Source organism: Paenibacillus castaneae, assembly GCF_002884445.1.
Taxonomy (GTDB): Bacteria; Bacillota; Bacilli; order Paenibacillales; family Paenibacillaceae; genus Pristimantibacillus; species Pristimantibacillus castaneae.
In genome coordinates, this window is the sequence record NZ_KZ614144.1 from 2,180,323 (window position 1) to 2,202,428 (window position 22,106).

The window sequence follows — 22,106 nt, forward strand, 5'->3', positions numbered from 1 at the left end:
TTATTTTAAATTATTTTATTATTATATTGAATCTACATCGTTATCTGTGTTATGTTTTGATAACAGGATAAATTTTGCACATAAACCTAATTCATGCTTTGTTTTGAAATTCATGATTGCCGTCTGTTTCACCAAACGCTTACGCTTCGCTTCTTCTAGTTCCATTACCATTGAAGGGGGTGATCGTATCGATTAAATGAGGTTAGAGGTGTACCGATTTATTTGCAACTAGATCGATCACTAAGAGCCAAGGCAGCAATACCAAAACAAGGAGGGATTTTTTTATGAGAATACGGAAGATGAAGTTAACGCTAATGTTTACACTAATGCTTTCGCTAATTGTACCCTTTATTTCAATGGAAAACAGCTACGCAGCTAATGGTTTTTATGTAAGCGGTACCAATCTGAAGGATGCGAACGGCAACAATTTTATTATTCGTGGAGTTAATAATCCGCATGCATGGTTCGACACTCAAGCTTATAACGCACTGTCTACGATCAGCTCGAAAAAAGCGAATGCGGTTAGAATCGTTTGGCAAACAAGCGGAAGCGCATCACGATTACAGCAAATCATCAATCGTTGCAAAGAACTCGGTATGGTTGCGATTGTAGAATTGCATGACGTAACGGGGTCCAACAGTGCTAGCGCATTAAACAATATGGCTAACTATTTCGCGAGCAGCGCTGTGAAATCCATTCTGACCAGCAATGAAAAGTATGTGTTGGTCAATATAGCTAACGAATGGGGAGACGGCAACCTAGCTGATACGGCTTGGAGAGATGCATATAAGACAGCTATTACGACGATTCGAAATGCAGGCATCCATAATACGATTGTCGTTGACGCATCTGGCTGGGGACAAAATTCATCGCCGATCAAAGCTTATGGAAATGCGCTACTTACTCATGATCCGGACCACAATGTTATGTTTTCGATTCATATGTACGGCTCCTGGAATGACTCAAGTCGGATTGGAACGGAGCTGCAAGCGATTAAAAATCTAGGCTTAGCAGTGATGGTTGGAGAATTCGGTTATAACTACAATAACGGAAATAACAATCTGGGAAGCCAGGTGAATGCACAAGAGGTTATGAATCAGTGCCAATCCAAAGGAATTGGCTACATGCCTTGGTCCTGGACAGGAAATGATTCTGGGAATGCATGGCTGGATATGACGACGAGTGATTGGCAAACACTCACTTCATGGGGGAACCTCGTTATTAATGGGACAAATGGAATTACAGCTACGGCTGTTAAAGCTTCCGTATTCAGCGGAGGTGGAGGCAGCAGCTCCACTTTGTATGATTTTGAAGGTGGAAGCGTACAAAGCTGGACAGCATCAAATGTTACTGGCGGTCCATGGTCCGTAACAGAATGGGCGACGAGCGGATCTTCTTCACTCAAAGCCGATGTTACTTTGGGCGGAGGCGAATTTACATTAAAATATACCGGATCTAATAATTTTAGCGGCAAGTCTTCCCTAACTGCCAAAGTAAAGCATGCCGCTTGGGGAACGCTTGGAAGCGGACTGCAAGCGAAGCTGTATATTAAAACAGGAGCCAGCTACACTTGGTATGATTCGGGTTCGGTAAATATAAATTCTTCCAGTGCAACAACACTCACGCTTAACTTGTCAGGAGCAGCTAATTTGGGTGATGTGCGGGAAATAGGCGTAGTATTCATGTCGCCGACTAATTCTAGCGGATCGACCTCCATTTATCTAGACAGCGTAGTCATTAATTAATAGATTCGGCTTGTTATTTGAAGGTTAGGGCTGGTTTACCAGCCCTCATCTAGTTATATAGAAAGCGCTCATAGAGAGCTGCTAATTAATAATGATAGAGAGTTGGATGCTGTTTGCAGGATGAGATGAATGAGAAATGGAATAAAAAATGGTTAATTCTAATTGTAGTTCTAGCTGTTATTTTAACAGGAGTGATATTAATGAAACAAACGAGAACTGAAGAGAAAATACCTGCCTTATCGGAGCAAGCAGCACCGACAGAGACAACGGCAGCTGTATCGGAAGCAGAACAAGGTGCAGCGGGTATAACGATTACGCTGGAAGCCGAAGATGGCGAGCTTTCTGGGGTAACGAAAGCGGCTGACGCCAATGCTTCTGGCGGCAGCTTTGTAGAAGGCTTCGACTCGGGTGAAGATAATCTAAGATTCACCATTAAGGTCGATATGCGAGGTACTTATATGATCTCGATTCGCTATAAAACATTTGGCGGAGATAAGCCAAATTTTCTAGCATTAAACGGCGAGCGACTTGCAGAATACAACTTTAAGGACACCGCCGAATGGAAGGACGCTGTAATTGGTCAATATGACTTGAATGCAGGAACGCATACATTTGATATTTCAACGAGTTGGGGATGGATTGGTGTTGATTACATTCAATTAACAGGCGGACCAGGTGGGCCTGTTAATCACGTTAGCCTAGTATCTGAAGGTCAACCATCCGGGCCATCCGATGCTGCCGTCTCGCTTGTTGCCCGCGCTGATAATTCAGCTGAATATCGTTATTTTGCCAGAGAGAAGAATGGCGAATGGATAGCTTTAAACGACTATAGCAGGCATCCTTTTTTCACCTGGCTTCCACCCGCTGCAGCAGAATATGAGCTTAAAGTTATGACACGCGGACTAGATTCCAAGTCGGAAAAGCAGGCTGAAGCCATTGTTTCATATATGGCTTTACCTTCATATATGAATAAGCCCTTGGTGAATCCGATGTTCGGAGATCATATGGTTATTCAAAGGGAAACAGAGGCTGCCATTTGGGGCTGGGCGGAGCCAAGCGCAACTGTTACCGTTGAAATCGATCATAAAATTATAACGGGTATTGCAGATGCTGATGGCAAATGGAAAGTGAATATGGGCATATTTTCTGCAGGCGGACCTCATGCGATAACGGTAAGCAGCGGTTCCCAGACGACAAATATTAATGATGTTTTGTTCGGAGATGTATGGCTCAGCTCGGGACAATCCAATATGGAATTTAGATTGCCGGATGCGATGAATGCAGAGGAAGAAATCAAGCAGGCGAATATCCCGGCAGTTCGGTTTATGAAGGTCCCGCAAGCAACGAGTCCGTATCCGCTTTCCATGATGAGTGCTGATGCGAAGTGGCAAATCACGACATCAGAATCGGTTGCCGATCAAAGCGCTGTAGCTTATTTCTTTGCTAAGAAATTAAATAAAGAAACAAATGTACCGATTGGAATCCTCTTCTCTGCTGTGGGCGGCACGAAGGCGGAATCGTGGATGAGCTATAACAGCCTTCAGAAAAATCCTGAATTTATGACAGCTGCGAACGCAGTCCAAACGGGTGCGACTACCATTGAGACGGCTAAATCGCCAATTGCGCTATTTAACGGAATGATCGCTCCGTTAGCTCCTTATCAATTAAAAGGAGTGCTCTGGTATCAAGGGGAAAGCAACTGGGGCGAGCATCGCTATAATAAGCTGCTGCCAGATCTTATGGAGGATTGGAGATCCGCTTTCTTAGATCAAGAACTGCCGTTTATCATCATTCAAATTTCAGCGTTCGGTACGGTTCAAAGCGAAGGTAATCCGGCTCAAGCAGGCGAGGGACTGCCAGAGGTTCGTGAAGCACAGCTGAGAACGGTACAGAATGACAAGCATGCTTGTTTGGTCGTCACGACAGATGTCGGTAACAGCACGGACATTCATCCAACGAACAAGCAGGATGTGGGGGCTCGTGCCGCGATATGTGCACTGGGGAAATATTATGACAAGGATATCGAGTATTCTGGACCAATCTATAAATCGATGGCTCAAGAGGGGAACTCAATCCGGATTCAATTCGATCATGCAAATCATGGGTTAATAGCTGGAATGAAGGATGGTTTGCAGCCTGTGAAGAAAGAAAAGTCAGGAAAGCTGATTGGATTTGCGATAGCGGACTCTGATAAAAGGTATTACGCTGCAGATGCGGTAATCGATGGCAGCTCAGTGCTTATATCATCGGAGAAGGTTAGTGAACCGATCGCTGTCAGATACGGCTGGAGCGATTCTCCGACAACCAATCTGTATAATAAAGAAGGTTTGCCAGCCTCACCGTTCAGGACGGATTCCAAGCTTCATCTTTATGTCGCAAGCGGGAAAGGCGGAGGTGTGTACGATAAAGACACAGAAGTGGTCATTATTGCTGATCCTCCTGCCCAAGGAATGAAATTTGACAGCTGGATAGGAGATACCGATCAAATAATAGATGTTCACCAGTCCGAAACAACAATAAAATTAGCAGATGCTTTATACACAACGATTGCTCCTAAATATGTTGGAAATTAATTTGAGGCTGACCTATTAACAACCCGAATAAGGCTGGAGAATGAAAGTGACAATCGGTATTATGGGGTGTCATTTCCATCATTTATAATCATGCTTCGGTATTCTCTTGGCGAAACGTCTTTTGTTTTTTTGAATATTTTGGAGAAGAGCAGCGGATCGTCATAACCAACAGAGCGGGCCACATCGCCAATGGCCAATTCCTTGTTTCTCAGCAGTACGGCCGCTTTATTCATACGAAATAGGATCAAATATTGTTGAATGCTGAGATGGCTTCTTTCTTTGTAAATGGAGCAAAGATAGCTTCTATCGAGTCCGATGAAATTGGCGATATCTGCAATGCTGAATTTATTGGAATAATTCATCTCAACAAAGTCGATCACTTTTGTTACATAAATTTCTTTCCTATTTTCTTTCTTATCGATAGCATTCTTACCCGGATTGGCTTCCACAAGCTGCGCTAGTAATTGATAGAGCAGGCCTGTTAGCATTAAATCGCTTGCATAATTCATCTGCTTGGTTTGTATCATTTGCTCGATATAGAGAAAAAATGTTTCAACCTTGTTATAAGCAAAAATAGGCGTATCCTTCGTCAAATTAGCTTGCTTCAAAAGCGATTCAGCTTGAAGGCCGTTAAATCCGAGCCAGCAGTAATGCCATGGGTTATCGAAGCTTGCTTGGTAGAGGCTTACCACGTCCGGGCAAATGAGAAAGCCCTGCCCTTGCCCTAGGTGATAGAGTTGGTCTCCTACCTCGAACGTGCCTTCTCCGGAAAGAACATAGTGGAGAAGATAATGATTTCGAATAGCCGGTCCATGGAAATGTCCTGGAGAGCATTGTTCGACCCCATATTGGTTCATATGTAAATCCATGTGCTGGACATTTCTTGATAAATATTCAATCATACCGCTGCTCCTTGTCGTTAACAATTCATTAGAAGTTCTAGTATTATACCATATTTGCATTTCGATGTTACATTTACGGAGTTCAATAATGAACATCTGATTGATTCGTATGTGAAGTTTTTTAACGAACAAAGAACTAGTATTAACACATATTGGATCGCATCATTAAAAGAAGCTGCACACATAAACGGAGGATGAATGCGAATGGATAAAACCTTTTTTAAAGGTATGACTTATGGATGGAGTTCTACACGTGGTTCATACAGACAGCCCTATGCTGTAGATTCATTGGAGAAGCTTAGTGAGACAGGAAGCGAATGGATTGCGCTCTCGTTCTGGACCTATCAGGACAATGTACATTCTACTACGATTTCTTTCGATTATGGCTATACGATGACGGATAGAGATATTGAATTTGCAGTGAAGCAAGCCAAAAGCAAGGGACTTAAAGTTTGTTTAAAGCCAGTCGTCAATTCACGAGACGGAATATGGAGAGCTCATATTGGATTTCCGAATGAAGATGGAGCAGCTCCTTATTGGGATGCATGGTTTAAATCCTATACTAATTTCATGCTTCATTATGCGGAGCTGGCAGAAGAATTAGGCTGCGAAATGCTGTGCATCGGATGTGAAATGGTTAAGACAGAGTACAAATCAGTTCATTGGCGGCGTTTGATTGCCGAGATTCGCAGCGTTTATAAAGGACCGTTGATCTATAATGCCAATCATGGCAAAGAAGAAGGAATTGATTGGTTTGACGAAGTTGATTTTATCGGCACAAGCGCTTATTACCCTGTCGGCAAAATGGCTGGCGATAGCTTGGAATCCATGATTCAAGGCTGGGAGAAGCAAAAGTCAAAGCTGGAAGCATTGTCGAAGAAATTCAATAGGCCGGTTGTTTTCATGGAAATCGGCTGCAGAAGCGCACTTGGATGCGCTACAATGCCATGGGATTTTACACATACCGATCTGCCTGTCAGTGAAGATGAGCAAGCTAATTTCTATCAATCAACGCTGCAGGTTTTTTGGAATGAGCCTTGGTTCGCTGGATTTTTCTGGTGGGATTGGAGTACAAAGCTTTATTCGCTGGAAGAAGCCGCGACTAATAAAGGCTTTGATATTTATGGGAAGAAAGCAGAGCAGATATTAAAGGAGTATTACGCTAAATAGAATGGGACATGAATTATAGGCGGAGACCGTCTCATGGGGCTGGGACTTGCTGTACCGGCTTTGCACGGGGACTATGCAAGCATGGTGTTTAAACTTAAATCGTCAGCTCCAGCGGCTTCACAGGGGCTAATATAAAAGAATAGGCTGTCCGCTAAGGTCATTGTACCTTATCAGACAGCCTATTTAGTTTAATTTCTGATAATAACCTCGGCTTGAATAAGTGTTTTCTCATAGCTCGTGTTTGGATTGAGTATTCTCCAAAGCATTTGGTCTACAGCCCTCTTGCCAAGCAATTCTTTATCAACGTTAACTGTAGCTAAGAACGGAATTTGTGGATGCGTGTTGTCGAAGCCGGTAAATACAAGATTATCTGGAATAGTCATTCCAATATTTCTCATCGTTTCTAAAGCAAAAAAAGCGAAAATGTCGTTGGCGCAAACAAATACCTCGGGTAAACCATGTTCCTCAACTGCCGCTTGAAATGTTTCGTGAAAAGTTTCTATTTCAGGCCCCATGAGAGCGGGGATTTGGTTAAGCTCAATATCATTATCCTCCAATGCTGAACGAAATCCGAGAAATCTTTCATAAAAACTCTGAGCATCTCTTATGTTGCCTAGGAACTGATAGCTCTTGTAGCCTTTCGAAATGACAGAGGTCATAATTTCCCTCATGGTTGACAAGTTATCCGTGAAGATCGAATCGCAGTGGAAACAGGGATCATAGTGATCAACCATTACAACTGGAATTCCTAAACGTTTAATGTCGAGCAACACAGGCGTTGAAATAGTGCCAACCGTAATAATCCCCATAATTGCCTCAGGGTTAAGCAGGGAGAACATGGAGTCATTTGTAGGCTCTGTTAAGGTTAGAATGTTAATACCCTTCTGATTAAGCCTCGAAGAAATCCCGTTAAATATCGGGCCCCAGTATAGTGAATCCGTATTCTGATATCGAACATTTGGAAAGAGTACAAGAATCGTTCCTGACCAACTTCGACTATCCGTGTCCATCAATTCATTCGAGACATGAGCAACATGAGAGTCCTTGAAATATCCAAGCTGCCCTGCAGCTCTCAATATTAATTCCCTTGTCTGAGCACTGACTCCCGATTTGCCAGCCAGACCACGCGATACTGCAAATTTAGATAATCCTGTGAAATCTGCTATGGATTGAATTGTTACTTTACGCCTCATTCAAATCATCCTACCTTACTCAAATTGTTTGAAAACCATTTATGATGTGCTTTCAATTTATATGTAATATATGATTCGCATTTCATTTTACATGATTGTACTCAGCAATAAAACTTTATTTATCTAAATAGATTAAAATGATGCTAATTTTAAAGTAATTCGATAGTTGGAGTTAGTTCACCTCAATATTCATTAGAATTTTGTTTTGTTATTTTGTTATTTCCTTAAATATATCTCTATTTCGTATGGATTACAAGCGTTTTAATAGGAATTAAAAATGTTTGTTGTGTCTATGATCCATGTTACTGTAAATAACATGTAAAAAACAATTGACCGATATTGTTTTTGGTGATACATTTGTTATGTGATGCAAATCAAATGAATAACAAAATACATAAGGCGGTGGTGAAAAGGGGAGTTCAGGCGGGTTTTTATTTTTTTCGTTTTCTATGTAAGCGCTCTAATTGGAAAGAATGCGTTACCAACTGATGAATGTAAAAATGGGAGGTTCGGTCATGAGAAAAATACAAGGCTTATCCGTTCTGGTGTTATGTTTAATGATGGTACTTACTGCATGCAGCGGTGGAAACACTCCGAGTGCGACTAACGCTCCGAAAGAAAACGCTGTCAATAAGGCGACTGATGCTCCATCCGAGGAGCCGGTTCAAGAAGCAGTTGATATGGGCGGTCGTGTCATTAAAGTTGCATCTTGGTGGGATCTGAAGCCTGCTGGCAATACAACGTCCGAAAAAGCTCGTCTTGCTAAAATCGAAGAAGTTGAAAAGAAATACAATGTTAAATTTGAGTTCGTAAATGTTCCTTTTGAAGAATACATGCCAAAATTCACAGCTACTATTCTAGCTGGTGAGCCTTTCGCTGACATCGTTCAAATGGAGTACAAAGCTGCTTTGCCGGCTATCTTGAAAGGTCAATTGCTTAAAGTAAGCGAATTTACAACAGCTGCTTCGAACATTAATAATGAAGCAAACTGGTTGGCAAAAGGCGCTCCGATTGCAGGCGACGAATATGCATTCGGCACACCGTTCACAGGCGGAGTAGGCATTCACTATAATCGTGATTTGTTTAAGAAACAAGGCCTTCCAGATCTGCAAGAGCTGTATACAAGCGGACAATGGAACTGGGATAAATTCATGGAAGTTGCGAAGCAAGCAACAAAAGATACAGACAATGACGGCAAAATTGATGTATATGGCTATTCCGGTTGGGCTATAGATCTATTCCGTCACTTAGCAACTTCCAATGGTGGGTTTATCGTTGACGAAGGATCAGGTACACAAGGATTCACTGATCCAAGAACAATTGAAGCAGCAGAATTTGTGAACCGTATGTATAATGTGGAAAATGTTGTTAATGTAAAAACAGGAAATAAAACGAACTGGGAAGAATCAAACACATTTAAAGATGGAAATGTAGCAATGTTTATCGCTGCTCAATGGCAATTGGGTGATCTTACGTTTGATATCGGTGTAGTGCCTGTTCCTAACGGTCCTCAAGGAACCCCTGATGTCACTTACGCAGACAATGCAGCAAATGCGCAATTCATTCCAAAAGGCATCAAAGATGCAGATCTTGTATACCGTGTATATGAAGAAACATTTGATATTCCAGCTACAGAAGATTTCCCTAGCCAAGAGTGGCTAGAAGGCATGTACACGCATGAAGAAGATGTTATTATGACTCGTGATCATATTAGCGGCACTGGAAGAATCCTGCTTGATGATTCCTTCCCTGAGTATCCAACGTACGCTTTCATGGAAGACTTCCTTGTAAATAATCAATCGGTAACTGCGACTGCTGAGAAGTATAAACCATTAGCAGAAGCATCTATTGCTAAGCTTGGAAAATAAATAGTAATAGTACACAATTTTGTGAAAAGGAGGGGGGGATGACTTCATGCCTCCCCTCCTTCTATTATGGGAAAAAAACCGATCATTTCACAATGAATCAGTTTAAACATATTTCACCACATAACGTAAGCTTCTCCATCAATGGAATGGATGGAGATACCGTATACGCTTGTAAGGAGGACTTCTGGTGATAAGCAATTATCGGCTATTTAATATTACTAGGAAAATACTGCCTGTTGCTTTGGCAATATTAATTGTACTACCAATCGGTTCGAATTTTCAGGCAGTTGCAAGTCCAAACGCATCGTCAACGGACATACAGTCTATCAGCAGCACAACTGCAAAAATGGGCTTCAATGAACGAAAATATGTTCAATACTTATCAGATTACGAAAGCGCTGCTAGACCAGAACGTGAAATCGTATTGGAGGCGGCAGATTACAGCCGTGTAACAGGTACTGATTTCGAGAAGCTTAATCAATATGAGGGCATGGACGGCAGTTCGCTGTTAACAGGAGAGTCGGGAAGCGCCGAATGGACCTTTGAGGTGGGTGAAGCAGGATTATACAACTTATCCTTGCTCTATTATCCAATAGAAGGAAAGAGCTCATCGATCGAGAGAGCATTATATATTGATGGAGAGCGACCATTCCGTGAAGCGGCATTTTTGCAATTTGATCGCATTTGGGATAATCAGAAGGCTGAGATCATTCAGGACAATCAGGGCAATGATCTTAGACCGAAGCAGGTCGAGAAGCCAAGATGGAGCGAGAAAACTTTTCAGGATTCAGATGGGTATGAGAATGAACCTTTTCTCTTTTATTTTGCGAAGGGTACACATACGATAAAGCTAGAATCGTCAAGAGAACCGATGGTGATCAAGCAGTTGAAATTATTCCAACAAATTTCGCCGCTTTCATACGAGGATCTTACTAAGCAATATGACGCTAACGGTATAAAGCCAGCGAAAGATCAATTGATTACAATCGAAGCCGAATCAGCGATTGCCAAATCGTCGCCAACTTTGTATCCGCTCAGCGAACGTTCAAGTGCTGCTGTATTTCCCTACAGTGCTTCAAAAATAAAAATCAATACGATAGGTGGATTTAACTGGCGTATTCCAGGCCAGTGGATCGAATGGGAAGTTGACGTTCCAGAGACAGGCCTTTACAAAATGGCTTTTAAGTCACAGCAAAATTTTGTAAGAGGGATCTACTCGACACGAAGACTGACGATTGACGGTAATGTTCCATTCAAGGAAATGGAAAAAGTTGCTTTCCGCTACAAAAGCCCGTACCGGATTGATGTAATGGGCGGCGACGAGCCTTACTTATACCATTTGGAGAAAGGCAAGCATGTTCTGCGGATGGAAGTTAGTCTTGGAGAATTTGCACCATTGATCCGAGAGGTTGAGGAAAGCCTTTATAACTTGAATGAAATGTATCGCAAAATATTAATGATCACAGGAACGAAGCCGGATGAATTCCGTGATTATCAGCTCAATAAGAAAGTTCCGGATTTGCTTAAGGTTTTTGAATCTGAGAGTACGCGACTGAAACAAATAGCGAAAGAATTAGTCGCATTAGCTGGACAATCGAGTGATCAAGAAGCGCTTCTCAAAACAATGGCATTGCAATTGGATGAAATGATCGAGAAGCCGGATACGGTATCAAGAAGACTGGCTGCCTATAAAACCAATACTGGAGGTCTCGGTACTTGGGTTCAGCAAGCCAGACAGCAGCCGCTGGAGTTTGATGCTATTTATCTCGCTTCTCCAGATAAGAAATTCCCGAAAAAAGGGATGAACTTTGTTTCTAAGGTCAAGCATGAGACAGCGACATTCTTCTCCTCCTTCTTTATTGATTATAACCAAATTGGCAATGTAACGGAGGATAAAGATCAACGTTCCGTAACGGTATGGATCGGAAGCGGGCGAGATCAGGCCAATACGATGAAGGCTATGATTGATGAGACATTTACTTCAGTGACAGGCATCAATGTTAATTTGAAGCTGGTTAATATGGGGACGTTATTGCCTGCAACGCTAGCGGGTCAAGGGCCTGATGTAGCGATGCAAATCGATAACGATATTCCTGTTAACTTCGCGATGCGCAACGCTTCCGTTGATTTGACCCAATTTGCTGACTTTAACGAAGTAAAGGACAGATTCCGTCCTAGCGCAATTGTTCCTTACAGCTATGAGAATGGCGTGTTCGCTTTGCCGGAAACACAAACCTTCAATATGCTGTTTTATCGCAAGGATGTACTTAATGAGCTTCACTTGGATGTACCGAACACATGGGATGAAGTATCCAATCTGCTTGCTGTTCTAAGTAAAAACCATATGCAATTCGGATTACCGGTCGTTGCGCAGGCTGCAGTTCAGGGCCAGAACATCCCGCCGAACTCGTTCTACGCAGCATTGCTGCTACAAAATGGCGGTTCATTCTATCGGAACGGTGGGAAGGAGTCCGACTTGGATTCTCGCGTAGGCATTGAAACGTTTAAGACTTGGACGGAATATTATACCGATTACAAATTGGAAAGAGAGTATGACTTCTCCAACCGTTTCCGTACAGGACAAATGCCGATCGGCATAGCCGATTATACAACCTATAATCAGCTTTCAGTATTTGCACCAGAAATCCGCGGAATGTGGGGATTTGCGCCAATTCCTGGAACGCTTCAAGAGGATGGCACGATTAATCGTGAGGTTCCAAGCGGTGGAAACGCCGTCATCATGCTCGACAAAGCCAAAGATAAGGACGCAGCGTGGCAGTTTATGAAATGGTGGACGAGCGATGCGACTCAAACCTTATTTGGTCGGGAAATGGAAGGCTTAATGGGAGCTGCAGCGCGTTATCCGACAGCAAACATTAAAGCATTAGACAGCTTGCCTTGGCCTGTTGCCGATTACGAGAATTTAAAAGCTCAGTTTGAATGGGTGCAGGGCATACCAGAAGTACCGGGCGGTTATTTCACGGGAAGGCATCTATTTAATGCCTTCTACAAAACAGTCGTAGGCAGTGTAGAAGCACGTGAATCTATCATGGATTACGTCCAATACATGCAAGATGAAATCAATACCAAACGAAAAGAATTCGGTTTACCGCAATAATGGAGGAGGGTCAAGCGTGCAAAATTGGTGGAGCCTGAAGTTGCGGGAAGTGAAAGCCAATAAGCATTCGTATATTCTACTGGGGCCATACATGTTGTTATTCGCCTTATTTACGGTATTGCCAGTAGTTATATCGATTGTGCTTAGCTTTACGTACTTTAATATGTTGGAGTTTCCTAGATTTATTGGCTGGCAGAACTATACCCGCTTATTTCTAGAGGACGACGTTTTTCTTATTGCAATAAAGAACACCTTGCTGTTCGCTGTCATTACAGGTCCTATCAGTTATGTAGCTTGTTTTGTGTTTGCATGGATTATTAATGAGCTTTCACCGAAATTAAGAGCTGTTATGACTCTTGTTTTCTACGCGCCTTCTATTTCAGGTAACGTATTTTTTATCTGGCTTATGATTTTCTCGGGAGATCGCTACGGTATTGCCAATGGATTGATGCTCAAGTTGGGTTTTATACTAGAGCCACTTCAATGGTTGAAAACGGAAGCGTACATCTTGCCCATTATTATTCTCGTTCAATTATGGCTTAGCTTAGGGACTGGATTTCTTGCTTTTATTGCAGGTCTTCAAACCGTCGATAGCACATTATATGAAGCGGGAGCAGTGGACGGCATCAAGAACCGTTGGCAGGAGCTTTGGTATATTACTTTGCCTTCGATGCGACCGCAGCTGATGTTCGGGGCTGTTATTCAACTCACGAGCGCGTTTGCAGTAGCTGACGTCTCGATTGCTCTTGCAGGTTTTCCGAGCGTCAATTACGCAGCAGAAACCATTGTTACGCACTTAATTGACTTTGGTACCACCCGCTTTGAAATGGGTTACGCTTCCTCCATCGCAGCCGTACTGTTCATGATTATGGTGGGATCGAACTTAATCGTACAAAAACTTCTTCGTAAGGTGGGTGAATAACATCATGACCTTCTCGTTTCGATTACGTAAGAAACGGGTGAACCGTTCATTCATGGGCAGCTTCTCGCTGTTTATCTTGTTGGCGATCTTCGGAGCTTTCATGATACTGCCGCTCATATATGCGATTAATAACGCATTCAAGCCGTTGGATGAGATTTTCATGTTCCCTCCGACCTTGTTCGTTCGCAATCCGACCATGAACAATTTCATTGATTTGATCAATTTACTCGGCAATTCATGGGTTCCGTTCTCAAGGTATATTTTCAATACGGTGTTTATTACTGGAATGGGGATAATCGGACACGTGCTGTTGGCATCGGCTGCAGCTTATCCTTTAGCCAAGCATAAGTTTCCAGGCCAGAAGCTTATGTTCACCGTTGTTGTACTATCGTTGATGTTCACTCCGGCCGTTACAGCTATTCCGACTTACATGATTATGTCTTGGCTCGGATTAATAGACTCGTATTGGGCAGTCATCATTCCGGCATTTGCATACTCACTTGGATTATATCTAATGAAGCAATTTATGGAGCAAATCCCGGATGTATTGCTGGAAGCAGCGAAGATAGACGGTGCTAGTGAATATCGCATTTTTTGGACGATTGTTATGCCAAACGTAAAACCAGCGTGGCTCACGCTCATCATCTTATTGTTCCAAATTCTTTGGGGCAGTGACGGAAATGGTTTTATATATAGCGAACAATTGAAATCACTGCATTTCGCAGCGAATCAAATCGTTCAAGGCGGTATTGCTCGTGCGGGCGCAGCCGCAGCTGTGGCGCTCATTCTCATGAGTGTTCCGATTACGTTGTTTGTGTTCTCGCAAAGCCGAATTATAGAGACGATGGCAACATCGGGAATGAAAGACTAAGGAGGGGAATGCACTTGGCAGCGAAAAAATGGTTTCTCGTGGTCGCGGCGGCTTCCCTACTATTTATAAACGCAGCGCCGGCACCGGTGTCCGCAGCGTCGACGCCATATGAGAGCTACAACTATAACTTTTGGGAAGAATCTGTTCCTTCACCAGCAGCATACGTTCCTAGCCGTTCTGTTTCCGGTGCTGATCTCGGTATTGGCGACTTCTTGGAGCCGAGCGACATGGTCGTTACGGAAAGTGGACTTATCTATATTGTTGATACAGGCAATGGACGGATCGTCAATGTGGATGAGCAGTGGAAGGTGCTCGGCGTCATTAGCCGCTTTAATAATGAAGGGAAAGAAGATACCTTCAAAAACCCAACGGGATTATTCGTAGATGATGAAGATAATCTTTATATTGCGGATTCCGATAATGGGCGGATTGTTGTATTGACGAAAGAGGGAGAGCTGGTCCGTATTATTGATCAGCCTCAATCGGAAATATTAGCTGCTGATTTCAAATTCAACCCGATTAAGGTCACAGTGGATAAAGCGAAGCGCGTGTTTGTTGTAGCCAAAGGGGTATACGAGGGCATCATGCAATTCGACAGTAATGGTGAATTTATCGGATACGTAGGGACGAATAAAGTTACTCGCGACTATACGGAATATATTTGGAGACTGCTTTCGACGAAAGCACAGAAGTCGCAAATGGTATTGTTTATTCCAACCGAGTTTTCCAACATTGACATTGATGCAAAGGGATTCGTTTATGCGACTAATATCGATCCTGGTTCTAAGGAGCCTGTCAAGCGGCTTAATCCATCAGGCGAAGATGTCCTTAAACGGTTTGGCTACTTTGATGTAAAAGGAGATATTCTTTTCCGTCGTATTTTAGGACCATCCAAATTAATTGATGTAAAAGTATTGAAAAATGGGATGTACAGCGTCCTCGATGCCAACCAGGGGAAAATATTCACATATAATGACGAAGGCGATCTCTTATATGTGTATGGTGGCAAAGGAAACCAGTTAGGGACCTTTAAAACACCTGTAGCGGTAGAAAGTATAGGTGGAAATCAGTTGGTGCTTGATCGCGGCAAAAGCAATATTGTTGTATTCGAGCCAACGAAATTCGGTTCCAGAGTAAACGAAGCTGTAGGTTATCATTATAATGGCGATGATCAGCTGGCTGTTCCGATTTGGCAGGAAGTACTGCGTTTGAACTCAAACTACGATATCGCTTACATTGGAATCGGTAAATCTCTGCTAATGGAGAAGCGCAACGGTGAAGCGCTTGAATACTTCAAGCTTGGAATGGATCGTGAAAACTATTCTGTAGCTTACAAAAGATATCGTAGGGAACAAATGAAGGAGCATTTCGGAACATTTATGACGGTGTTGCTTGTTATAGTAGCAGCTTGGCTGGCGTTCAAGTTCGTAAGCTCTCAGAGACGAAAGCGGATGAAGCCAATATCGGGTTTTGCTTCGCAAAAGCTTAAGGAGGGCAAAACGTCATGAAGCAAGATTTTATAAAATTTCCGCTGCACCTCATTATGCATCCATTTGATGGTTTCTGGGATCTGAAATATGACGGTAAGGGCAAGGCAAGAGTGGCTTTAACCATATTGGTACTTGTCGTCATATCCGTTATATTAAGAAATCAGTTCGCAGGATTTCTAGTTAACTTTAATGACCCGCGTTATTTAAACAGTCTTACTCAGCTCATTACTATTATTTTTCCATTCTTTCTATGGTGTGTATCAAACTGGGCTATTACAACATTGATGGATGGAGAAGGAAAGTTCAAGGAAATCGTGATGGCAACAGGTTATGCGCTTCTACCGATCGTGCTTACCTATATACCTATGACAATTGCCAGCCGATTTATGGTAAAAGAGGAGACTGCCTTTTATTATCTGGTTACTTCGATATCCACCATATGGTTTATCGCTCTTCTATTTGTAGGTATGATGACGATTCATCAGTTTTCTGCAACGAAAACAATCATAATTATGCTCTTAACGGTCATCGTTATGGGGATCATCGTATTTCTGGGAACATTGGTGCTAAGCATGATGCAGCAAATCTATGAGTTTATCGTTAATATTTACCGAGAAATCATTTTCCGTACGTAAAGGAGGCCGCAACCGTGAAAAAACGTAAAATGCTCGTTGCGGTGCTGGCCTGTGCCGCAGCAATCTGTGTGATTGTCAGCTCTTTGTTCTTCATGAATCGTGGAGCACGGGCAATTGATGCAACCGCTTATACTAAAGTGACAACGGAATTAGAAACCGGTAATGAATTGAAAGCATTGCCAGATTCGTCGAAGGGCTTGCCGGGAATGAAGCTTGTTGCGGATAATTCCGATTTATCCTTGTATTACAACACAGAAACGACAGAAATTGCTGTAAAGGATAAGCACCAAGGCCGAGTTTTTTACAGTAATCCTGTAAATCGAGATGAGGACGCGAAAGCATCGGCTTTCGAGAAGGAAGTTATGTCCTCTCAAATAACGGTTTTATTCCGTGATACCGTAGGAACATTAGATACGTACACCAACTTCACACGAAGCATTAGCAACAAACAATTTACAGTTGAAAGCATTGAGAATGGTATTCGTATCACTTACACCATTGGTGATATGTCACTAGGCATTGATGCTTTACCTAAATATATTAGTAAATCCAGACTCGATGAGAAAGTCCTCTCAAAGTTAGATGAATCGTCGGCTAAATATGTAGCTCTGCGTTATTATCCGACTAAGGCGAATCCAGAAGTGTTGGAGCGACTGGATGAACAAATTTCGAAACAAATTGTACTTACTAAAATGACGGCAGCTTTTCAAAAGGCTAATTACACGGAAGATGATCTGGCATTCGACAACGAGGAGAATGCATCATCTGGCGGAAGCGGATTGAACAAACCAAACTTTGTTGTTCCGTTAGAATACCGTCTTGACGGTGCATCGTTATTGGCATCGATACCGGTCAACCAGATTAAAGAGAGCACCGGCTACAAAATTCGCAGCATTGAATTGCTCAATTTCTTCGGGGCTGCTGATTCGACAAATGACGGATATATATTCGTGCCGGACGGCTCAGGCAGTCTTATTCATTTAAACAACGGCAAAGTGAAGGAAGAGCAATATGTGCAGAAGGTATACGGTCCCGATCCGAACGACAATAGCTGGAGACGCGGACAAGTAACCGAAAATGCTCGTATGCCAGTCTTCGGGATGAAGGCAGGGGACGCAGCTTGGTTCGCTGTTATTGAAGAAGGAGATGCAATGGCGAGTATTGCTGCTGATATTAGCGGCAAGAAAAACTCATATAACTATGTGCATAGCAGCTATGCGCTGCGTGGGGAAGACTGGCTTGAGCTGTATACCGGCTCAACTATCCAAGAAATTCAGCTTCTGAGCGATGAAATATACAAGGGCGATATTGAAGTTAGATATAACTTCCTGCCGAGCGAAAAGGCTAACTATTCTGGCATGGCAGAGCTATATAGAAACAAGCTTGTCGCCAGCAACGCGCTGCAACCATTAAGCAAGGCGGAAGATATTCCTTTTTATCTGGATGTTATTGGAGCTGTAGACAAGCAGAAGTTTTTTCTAGGTGTTCCTTATCAGTCTGTTATTTCAATGACAACCTTTGATCAAGCTTCTCAAATAGCAGAGCAAATGAAGCAGGACGGAATTGATCGGCTTCTTATGCGTTATTCGGGATGGTTCGGCAAAGGCGTCAATCATAAAACACCGGTTAAATTAAAAACAGATAGTGTGCTCGGCAGCAAATCTGATTTCAAAAAATTGTCAGAGCAGCTAGAACAATCGGGCGGCATGTTGTTCCCGGATGTAGCTTTCCAGCAAATTTATCATGATGATGCAGCCTTCACACCATCATCTGATGCTGCACGCTTCGTTACAAGAGAAGAAGCGGAGCTGTATCCATACAATCGAGCTTTGAATCGGATGGATATGAGATTGGGATCGTTTTATCTGTTATCGTCCGCGAAGCTACCGTTTTTTGTTGATAGCTTCTTGAAAGAATTCAAGTCCTTTGATTCAAAAGGCGTTTCACTCCGAGACCTCGGCAGTGTGCTAAGCGCGGATTATCGTGTCAGCCGAGTTGTTCAACGGGAAACATCAAAACAAATCGTGACGGAGCAATTAGGTAAAATCGATGAGGGAATTGAAACGACAATGATAGCAGGCGGTAACGCATATGCATGGCCATTCGCCGATCACCTGATCAATGTACCGACATCATCAAGCGGCTTTGTTATTGAGGATGAGGAAGTACCTTTCTATCAAATGGTCATTCACGGTTATAAAGATTATACCGGCAATGTCATTAATATCAATGATGAGCAAGATGTCAAAAAACAAATGCTTCATTCCATTGAGCTCGGTACAGCACCGCATTTCTTATGGACATATAAGCCATCATCCACTTTAAAATTTACGCCTTTTGATACGCTGTACTCTACTTACTATAAGGATTGGTATGATCAGGCCGTGTCGTTGTACAAAGAAGTGAATGAAGTGCTATCTGAGGTAAGAAATGAACAAATGGTCAACCATATTCGCCATCAAGACGGTGTAGTAGAAATGAAATACAGCAATGGAAAGTCGATCATTGTTAACTACACGGATAAAGTCGTTTTCGTTGATGGTAAAAAGATAGAAGCACAACATTATTGGATAGGCGGTGGGCAGTCATGATTGGAACGAAGCTGACATTGAACCGCAAGCGTTCTCTTCTCGGATTAGCATTTATTACGCCTTGGTTTCTTGGTTTCGCGCTGATGTTTGCAACACCGCTGATTCAATCTATTAAATTTAGCTTGAGTAAACTAACCATCTCGCCATCGGGATATCAATTAGAGTTTGTTGGACTAACAAATTTTAAAGACGCCTTGCTTATTGACGCTACATTTAATCGGATCCTTTCGCAGTCTGTAACGGAAATGGCTCTGAATGTACCGATGATCTTGTTTTTCAGCCTTTTCTCCGCAACACTTCTTAATCAGAAGTTTAAGGGAAGAGTTCTAGCGCGAGCCATCTTCTTCCTACCGGTTATATTGGCTTCAAATGCCATTTCGTCTGCTGAAAGTCAAGGTTTAATCAACCTTGTCGGGGACGCAAGCGTTGTTAACGAGATGGGTACATCTGCATCGAGCTACAATATTATGTCGATGGTTATGATGCTTGCTGATATCGGATTGCCGCTGTCATTCATTGATTACATCACAGAAGCCATCGTACGTATTTATGACATTATTACGCACTCTGGCGTACAAATTCTAATCTTCTTAGCTGCGCTGCAGTCTGTACCGAGCTCGATGTATGAGGTCGCCAAGATGGAAGGGGCTACTGCGTATGAATCGTTCTGGAAGATTACGTTTCCAATGGTAAGCCCGCTCATTTTGACAAATGTCATTTACACGATAATCGATTCTTTCTCGGGCAGCAAAGTAACAACTACGATTTTCAATACTGCATTCAAAACTCAAAACTTTGGACTCAGCTCGGCAATGTCCTGGATCTATACGATCATTGTCAGTCTTGTCTTAGTTATTATTGGTTTCGTGCTTTCTAAGAGAGTACATTACAACTAAGTTAATAGCAAAGGAGGTATTAGCATATGGAAGCACCTCAAGCCGTTCCCAATGATGTGAATAAATATCGTATGCAGAAAGCAAGAAATAAGACGGTTGATATTTTGTATTCAATATTTCGTTACTTGCTGATCATCGGTATCTCGTTTATCATCGTTTATCCACTGCTGATGAAATTTTCAGTAGCGTTCAAAGCTAGAGAAGATATTTATAATCCAACTATTTATATGGTGCCTGTCCATTTTACGTTCGATAACATTAAGATGGCGATGACTATATTAAATTATTTCCCATTGCTAGGTAACACATTGTTATTTGTTGTTGTTACGACAGTGCTGACAGCAGCTTCCTGTGCGCTAGCGGGATATGGGTTCGCTCGTTTCGCATTCCCAGGTAATAATATACTGTTTGCGCTCGTAGTGTTGACGATTCTCGTGCCGACAAGCACTCTGATGGTACCGATGTATCTGCATTTCAGAAGCTTTGATATTTTGGGATTGGTTCATCTGTTTACGGGCAAGCAAGGAGTTAATTTGCTCAATACTTACTGGCCTTCCATTATTACTTCAGCAACAGCTATTGGATTAAAAGCGGGATTATTCATTTATATTTTCCGACAATTTTTTAAAGGCATGCCGAAGGAAATTGAAGAAGCCGCTTTAATTGACGGTGCTGGAGGAGTAAAAACCTTCTTGCAGATCATGCTTCCTAACGCGGTACCACCGATTATTACAGTCGTATTATTCTGCTTCGTATGGCAGTATAATGACACATTCTTTACCTCGCTCTTCATGAGCGAATCATCCCTTATGCCGATTAAGATTGCATCTCTATCCGCACAAGCGAATCAATTGATTCCAAGCTTGCTCGGCATAGGGAACAGCGCTAATGTGAAAGCGGATCCGAATCATGTTGCTATGGTCATTGATACAGGCATTCTATTAGCCATTATTCCGCTTATTTTATTATATCTGCTTGTACAACGTTACTTTGTTGAGAGTGTTGAGCGGAGCGGTATTATTGGTTAATTGAAATGAATCTTTCAGATCTAACAAATAGAAGTCACCATGAACAGGAGAATTTAGAATGACACAAGTGGACCGGCAATCCAGATTCAATGTAGAGCCAAAGCTTGTAAATCCAAATGCGGATGAACAAACGAGAAGGTTAATGACCTACTTATGCGATATTTACGGATCTCGCATTTTGACTGGTCAACAAATCGGAGTCGTATCTACTCCCGAGCTGGATATTTTGCATGAGGTAACTGGCAAATATCCAGCTGTGTATGGCTTTGATTTCATGAATTATTCGCCATCACGTACGGAACGCGGATCAATTTGCAGCGATACCGACATTGCCATAGATTGGTGGAAAAGCGGCGGAATTGTTACCTTTTGCTGGCATTGGAATGCACCTAAAGATTTGATTGATTTACCGCCAGAGCAGTCTTGGGATAGAGGCTTCTATACAAATGCAACTACGTTTGATGTGCAAAAGGCGATGGATGATTCTGAATCAGAAGAATATAAGCTGATAATAAGAGATATTGATGCTATATCTGCTGAGCTTCAGCGCTTGCAAGATGCAGGTGTACCTGTGTTGTGGAGACCGCTGCATGAGGCAAGCGGAGGATGGTTCTGGTGGGGAGCCAAAGGAGCGGCTCCTTGCATATGGCTTTGGAAGCTGATGTACGATCGTATGACTAACCTGCATAAACTCAATCATTTGATTTGGGTGTGGAACGGTCAGCATGCAGACTGGTATCCGGGCGACGAATATGTCGATATTATTGGTGAAGATATTTATCCTCCTGCTGGAAATTATGAATCACAGCAGGAGCGCTTCCAAACCGCGTTGTCTTATACCGGGACGAATAAGATTATTGCATTGTCTGAGAATGGACCGATACCGGATCCAGACCTTATGCTGCGGGACGATGTACCTTGGGCATGGAATTGTACATGGTACGGTACGTTCGTTTATACAACCAAGGATGGTGTAAGAGAGTACTCCAGTGAATTTACGGATAGAGAGCAGTTGATTAAGTTTTATAATCATCCATTCTCTATAACGAAAGACGAGCTGCCAGATCTGCTTTCTTACAGGCTTAGCGATTAACAGCCGCAGCA

Annotated in this window: 16 protein-coding genes; 14 read left to right on the plus strand and 2 right to left on the minus strand. The window is 42.5% G+C overall.

The genetic code is table 11. The features are described from left to right. Window positions 1-284: 284 nt before the first annotated feature. Window positions 285-1,745 carry a cellulase family glycosylhydrolase gene (locus CEF13_RS09250; protein WP_102710418.1) on the plus strand — a complete coding sequence of 487 codons (1,461 nt, stop codon included), beginning with the start codon at window positions 285-287 and terminating at the stop codon, window positions 1,743-1,745. Between the two features lie 200 nt (window positions 1,746-1,945). Continuing rightward, window positions 1,946-4,318, plus strand: coding sequence for a CBM35 domain-containing protein (locus CEF13_RS09255; RefSeq protein WP_166742812.1), 2,373 nt, complete (start codon window positions 1,946-1,948; stop codon window positions 4,316-4,318). Between the two features lie 59 nt (window positions 4,319-4,377). On the opposite strand, the gene CEF13_RS09260 is transcribed toward CEF13_RS09255, so the two are convergent. Beyond that, the gene (locus tag CEF13_RS09260; protein ID WP_102710420.1) at window positions 4,378-5,220 is read right to left on the minus strand and encodes an AraC family transcriptional regulator; all 843 of its coding nucleotides are present in this window, start codon (window positions 5,218-5,220) and stop codon (window positions 4,378-4,380) included. A 204-nt stretch (window positions 5,221-5,424) separates the two neighbouring features. Between CEF13_RS09260 and CEF13_RS09265 the strand changes: the two genes are divergently transcribed. Next, a complete protein-coding gene (locus tag CEF13_RS09265) occupies window positions 5,425-6,390 on the plus strand; it encodes a glycoside hydrolase family 113 (protein ID WP_208414506.1) in 966 nt (321 codons plus the stop codon). 188 nt (window positions 6,391-6,578) lie between these two features. On the opposite strand, the gene CEF13_RS09270 is transcribed toward CEF13_RS09265, so the two are convergent. Next, window positions 6,579-7,583: a LacI family DNA-binding transcriptional regulator gene (locus CEF13_RS09270; RefSeq protein ID WP_102710421.1), complete on the minus strand. Its 1,005-nt coding sequence runs from the start codon at window positions 7,581-7,583 to the stop codon at window positions 6,579-6,581. A gap of 515 nt (window positions 7,584-8,098) precedes the next feature. Here CEF13_RS09270 and CEF13_RS09275 point away from each other — a divergent pair. The 11 genes from CEF13_RS09275 to CEF13_RS09320 all read left to right on the plus strand — a co-directional run bounded on the left by CEF13_RS09275 (window position 8,099) and on the right by CEF13_RS09320 (window position 22,095). Further along, window positions 8,099-9,451, plus strand: a complete 1,353-nt coding sequence (locus tag CEF13_RS09275) for an ABC transporter substrate-binding protein (protein ID WP_102710422.1) — start codon at window positions 8,099-8,101, stop codon at window positions 9,449-9,451. 38 nt (window positions 9,452-9,489) lie between these two features. Continuing rightward, window positions 9,490-9,642: a hypothetical protein gene (locus CEF13_RS28740; RefSeq protein WP_166742813.1), complete on the plus strand. Its 153-nt coding sequence runs from the start codon at window positions 9,490-9,492 to the stop codon at window positions 9,640-9,642. Continuing rightward, complete coding sequence (locus tag CEF13_RS09280) at window positions 9,639-12,569, plus strand: extracellular solute-binding protein (protein ID WP_244917064.1); 2,931 nt, start codon at window positions 9,639-9,641, stop codon at window positions 12,567-12,569. Before CEF13_RS28740 ends, CEF13_RS09280 begins: the two co-directional genes overlap by 4 nt. After that, complete coding sequence (locus CEF13_RS09285) at window positions 12,526-13,491, plus strand: carbohydrate ABC transporter permease (protein ID WP_102710423.1); 966 nt, start codon at window positions 12,526-12,528, stop codon at window positions 13,489-13,491. Before CEF13_RS09280 ends, CEF13_RS09285 begins: the two co-directional genes overlap by 44 nt. A gap of 4 nt (window positions 13,492-13,495) precedes the next feature. Further along, complete coding sequence (locus tag CEF13_RS09290) at window positions 13,496-14,362, plus strand: carbohydrate ABC transporter permease (protein WP_102710424.1); 867 nt, start codon at window positions 13,496-13,498, stop codon at window positions 14,360-14,362. Between the two features lie 14 nt (window positions 14,363-14,376). After that, window positions 14,377-15,870, plus strand: coding sequence for an NHL repeat-containing protein (locus tag CEF13_RS09295; RefSeq protein ID WP_146022692.1), 1,494 nt, complete (start codon window positions 14,377-14,379; stop codon window positions 15,868-15,870). Then, window positions 15,867-16,487 carry a Yip1 family protein gene (locus CEF13_RS09300; protein WP_102710426.1) on the plus strand — a complete coding sequence of 207 codons (621 nt, stop codon included), beginning with the start codon at window positions 15,867-15,869 and terminating at the stop codon, window positions 16,485-16,487. Before CEF13_RS09295 ends, CEF13_RS09300 begins: the two co-directional genes overlap by 4 nt. A 14-nt stretch (window positions 16,488-16,501) precedes the next feature. Further along, window positions 16,502-19,078, plus strand: a complete 2,577-nt coding sequence (locus CEF13_RS09305; RefSeq protein ID WP_102710427.1) for a DUF5696 domain-containing protein — start codon at window positions 16,502-16,504, stop codon at window positions 19,076-19,078. Then, entirely contained in the window at window positions 19,075-19,974 is a 900-nt protein-coding gene (locus tag CEF13_RS09310) for a carbohydrate ABC transporter permease (protein ID WP_208414507.1), read from the plus strand. The genes CEF13_RS09305 and CEF13_RS09310 overlap by 4 nt, the downstream gene beginning before the upstream one ends. A 71-nt stretch (window positions 19,975-20,045) precedes the next feature. Next, window positions 20,046-21,002: a carbohydrate ABC transporter permease gene (locus tag CEF13_RS09315; protein ID WP_102716304.1), complete on the plus strand. Its 957-nt coding sequence runs from the start codon at window positions 20,046-20,048 to the stop codon at window positions 21,000-21,002. Window positions 21,003-21,060: 58 nt separating this feature from the next. Then, window positions 21,061-22,095: a glycosyl hydrolase gene (locus CEF13_RS09320; RefSeq protein WP_102710428.1), complete on the plus strand. Its 1,035-nt coding sequence runs from the start codon at window positions 21,061-21,063 to the stop codon at window positions 22,093-22,095. Window positions 22,096-22,106 lie beyond the last annotated feature (11 nt).

What these genes read in the sequence shown, in the direction of transcription:
- CEF13_RS09290 (WP_102710424.1), top strand. Translation starts at nt 13,496, where the DNA reads ATGACCTTCTCGTTTCGATTACGTAAGAAACGGGTGAACCGTTCATTC.
- CEF13_RS09315 (WP_102716304.1), top strand. Translation starts at nt 20,046, where the DNA reads ATGCAGAAAGCAAGAAATAAGACGGTTGATATTTTGTATTCAATATTT.
- CEF13_RS09265 (WP_208414506.1), top strand. Translation starts at nt 5,425, where the DNA reads ATGGATAAAACCTTTTTTAAAGGTATGACTTATGGATGGAGTTCTACA.
- CEF13_RS09310 (WP_208414507.1), top strand. Translation starts at nt 19,075, where the DNA reads ATGATTGGAACGAAGCTGACATTGAACCGCAAGCGTTCTCTTCTCGGA.
- CEF13_RS09250 (WP_102710418.1), top strand. Translation starts at nt 285, where the DNA reads ATGAGAATACGGAAGATGAAGTTAACGCTAATGTTTACACTAATGCTT.
- CEF13_RS09300 (WP_102710426.1), top strand. Translation starts at nt 15,867, where the DNA reads ATGAAGCAAGATTTTATAAAATTTCCGCTGCACCTCATTATGCATCCA.
- CEF13_RS09285 (WP_102710423.1), top strand. Translation starts at nt 12,526, where the DNA reads ATGAAATCAATACCAAACGAAAAGAATTCGGTTTACCGCAATAATGGA.
- CEF13_RS09255 (WP_166742812.1), top strand. Translation starts at nt 1,946, where the DNA reads ATGAAACAAACGAGAACTGAAGAGAAAATACCTGCCTTATCGGAGCAA.
- CEF13_RS28740 (WP_166742813.1), top strand. Translation starts at nt 9,490, where the DNA reads ATGACTTCATGCCTCCCCTCCTTCTATTATGGGAAAAAAACCGATCAT.
- CEF13_RS09275 (WP_102710422.1), top strand. Translation starts at nt 8,099, where the DNA reads ATGAGAAAAATACAAGGCTTATCCGTTCTGGTGTTATGTTTAATGATG.
- CEF13_RS09270 (WP_102710421.1), bottom strand. Translation starts at nt 7,583, where the DNA reads ATGAGGCGTAAAGTAACAATTCAATCCATAGCAGATTTCACAGGATTA.
- CEF13_RS09320 (WP_102710428.1), top strand. Translation starts at nt 21,061, where the DNA reads ATGACACAAGTGGACCGGCAATCCAGATTCAATGTAGAGCCAAAGCTT.
- CEF13_RS09260 (WP_102710420.1), bottom strand. Translation starts at nt 5,220, where the DNA reads ATGATTGAATATTTATCAAGAAATGTCCAGCACATGGATTTACATATG.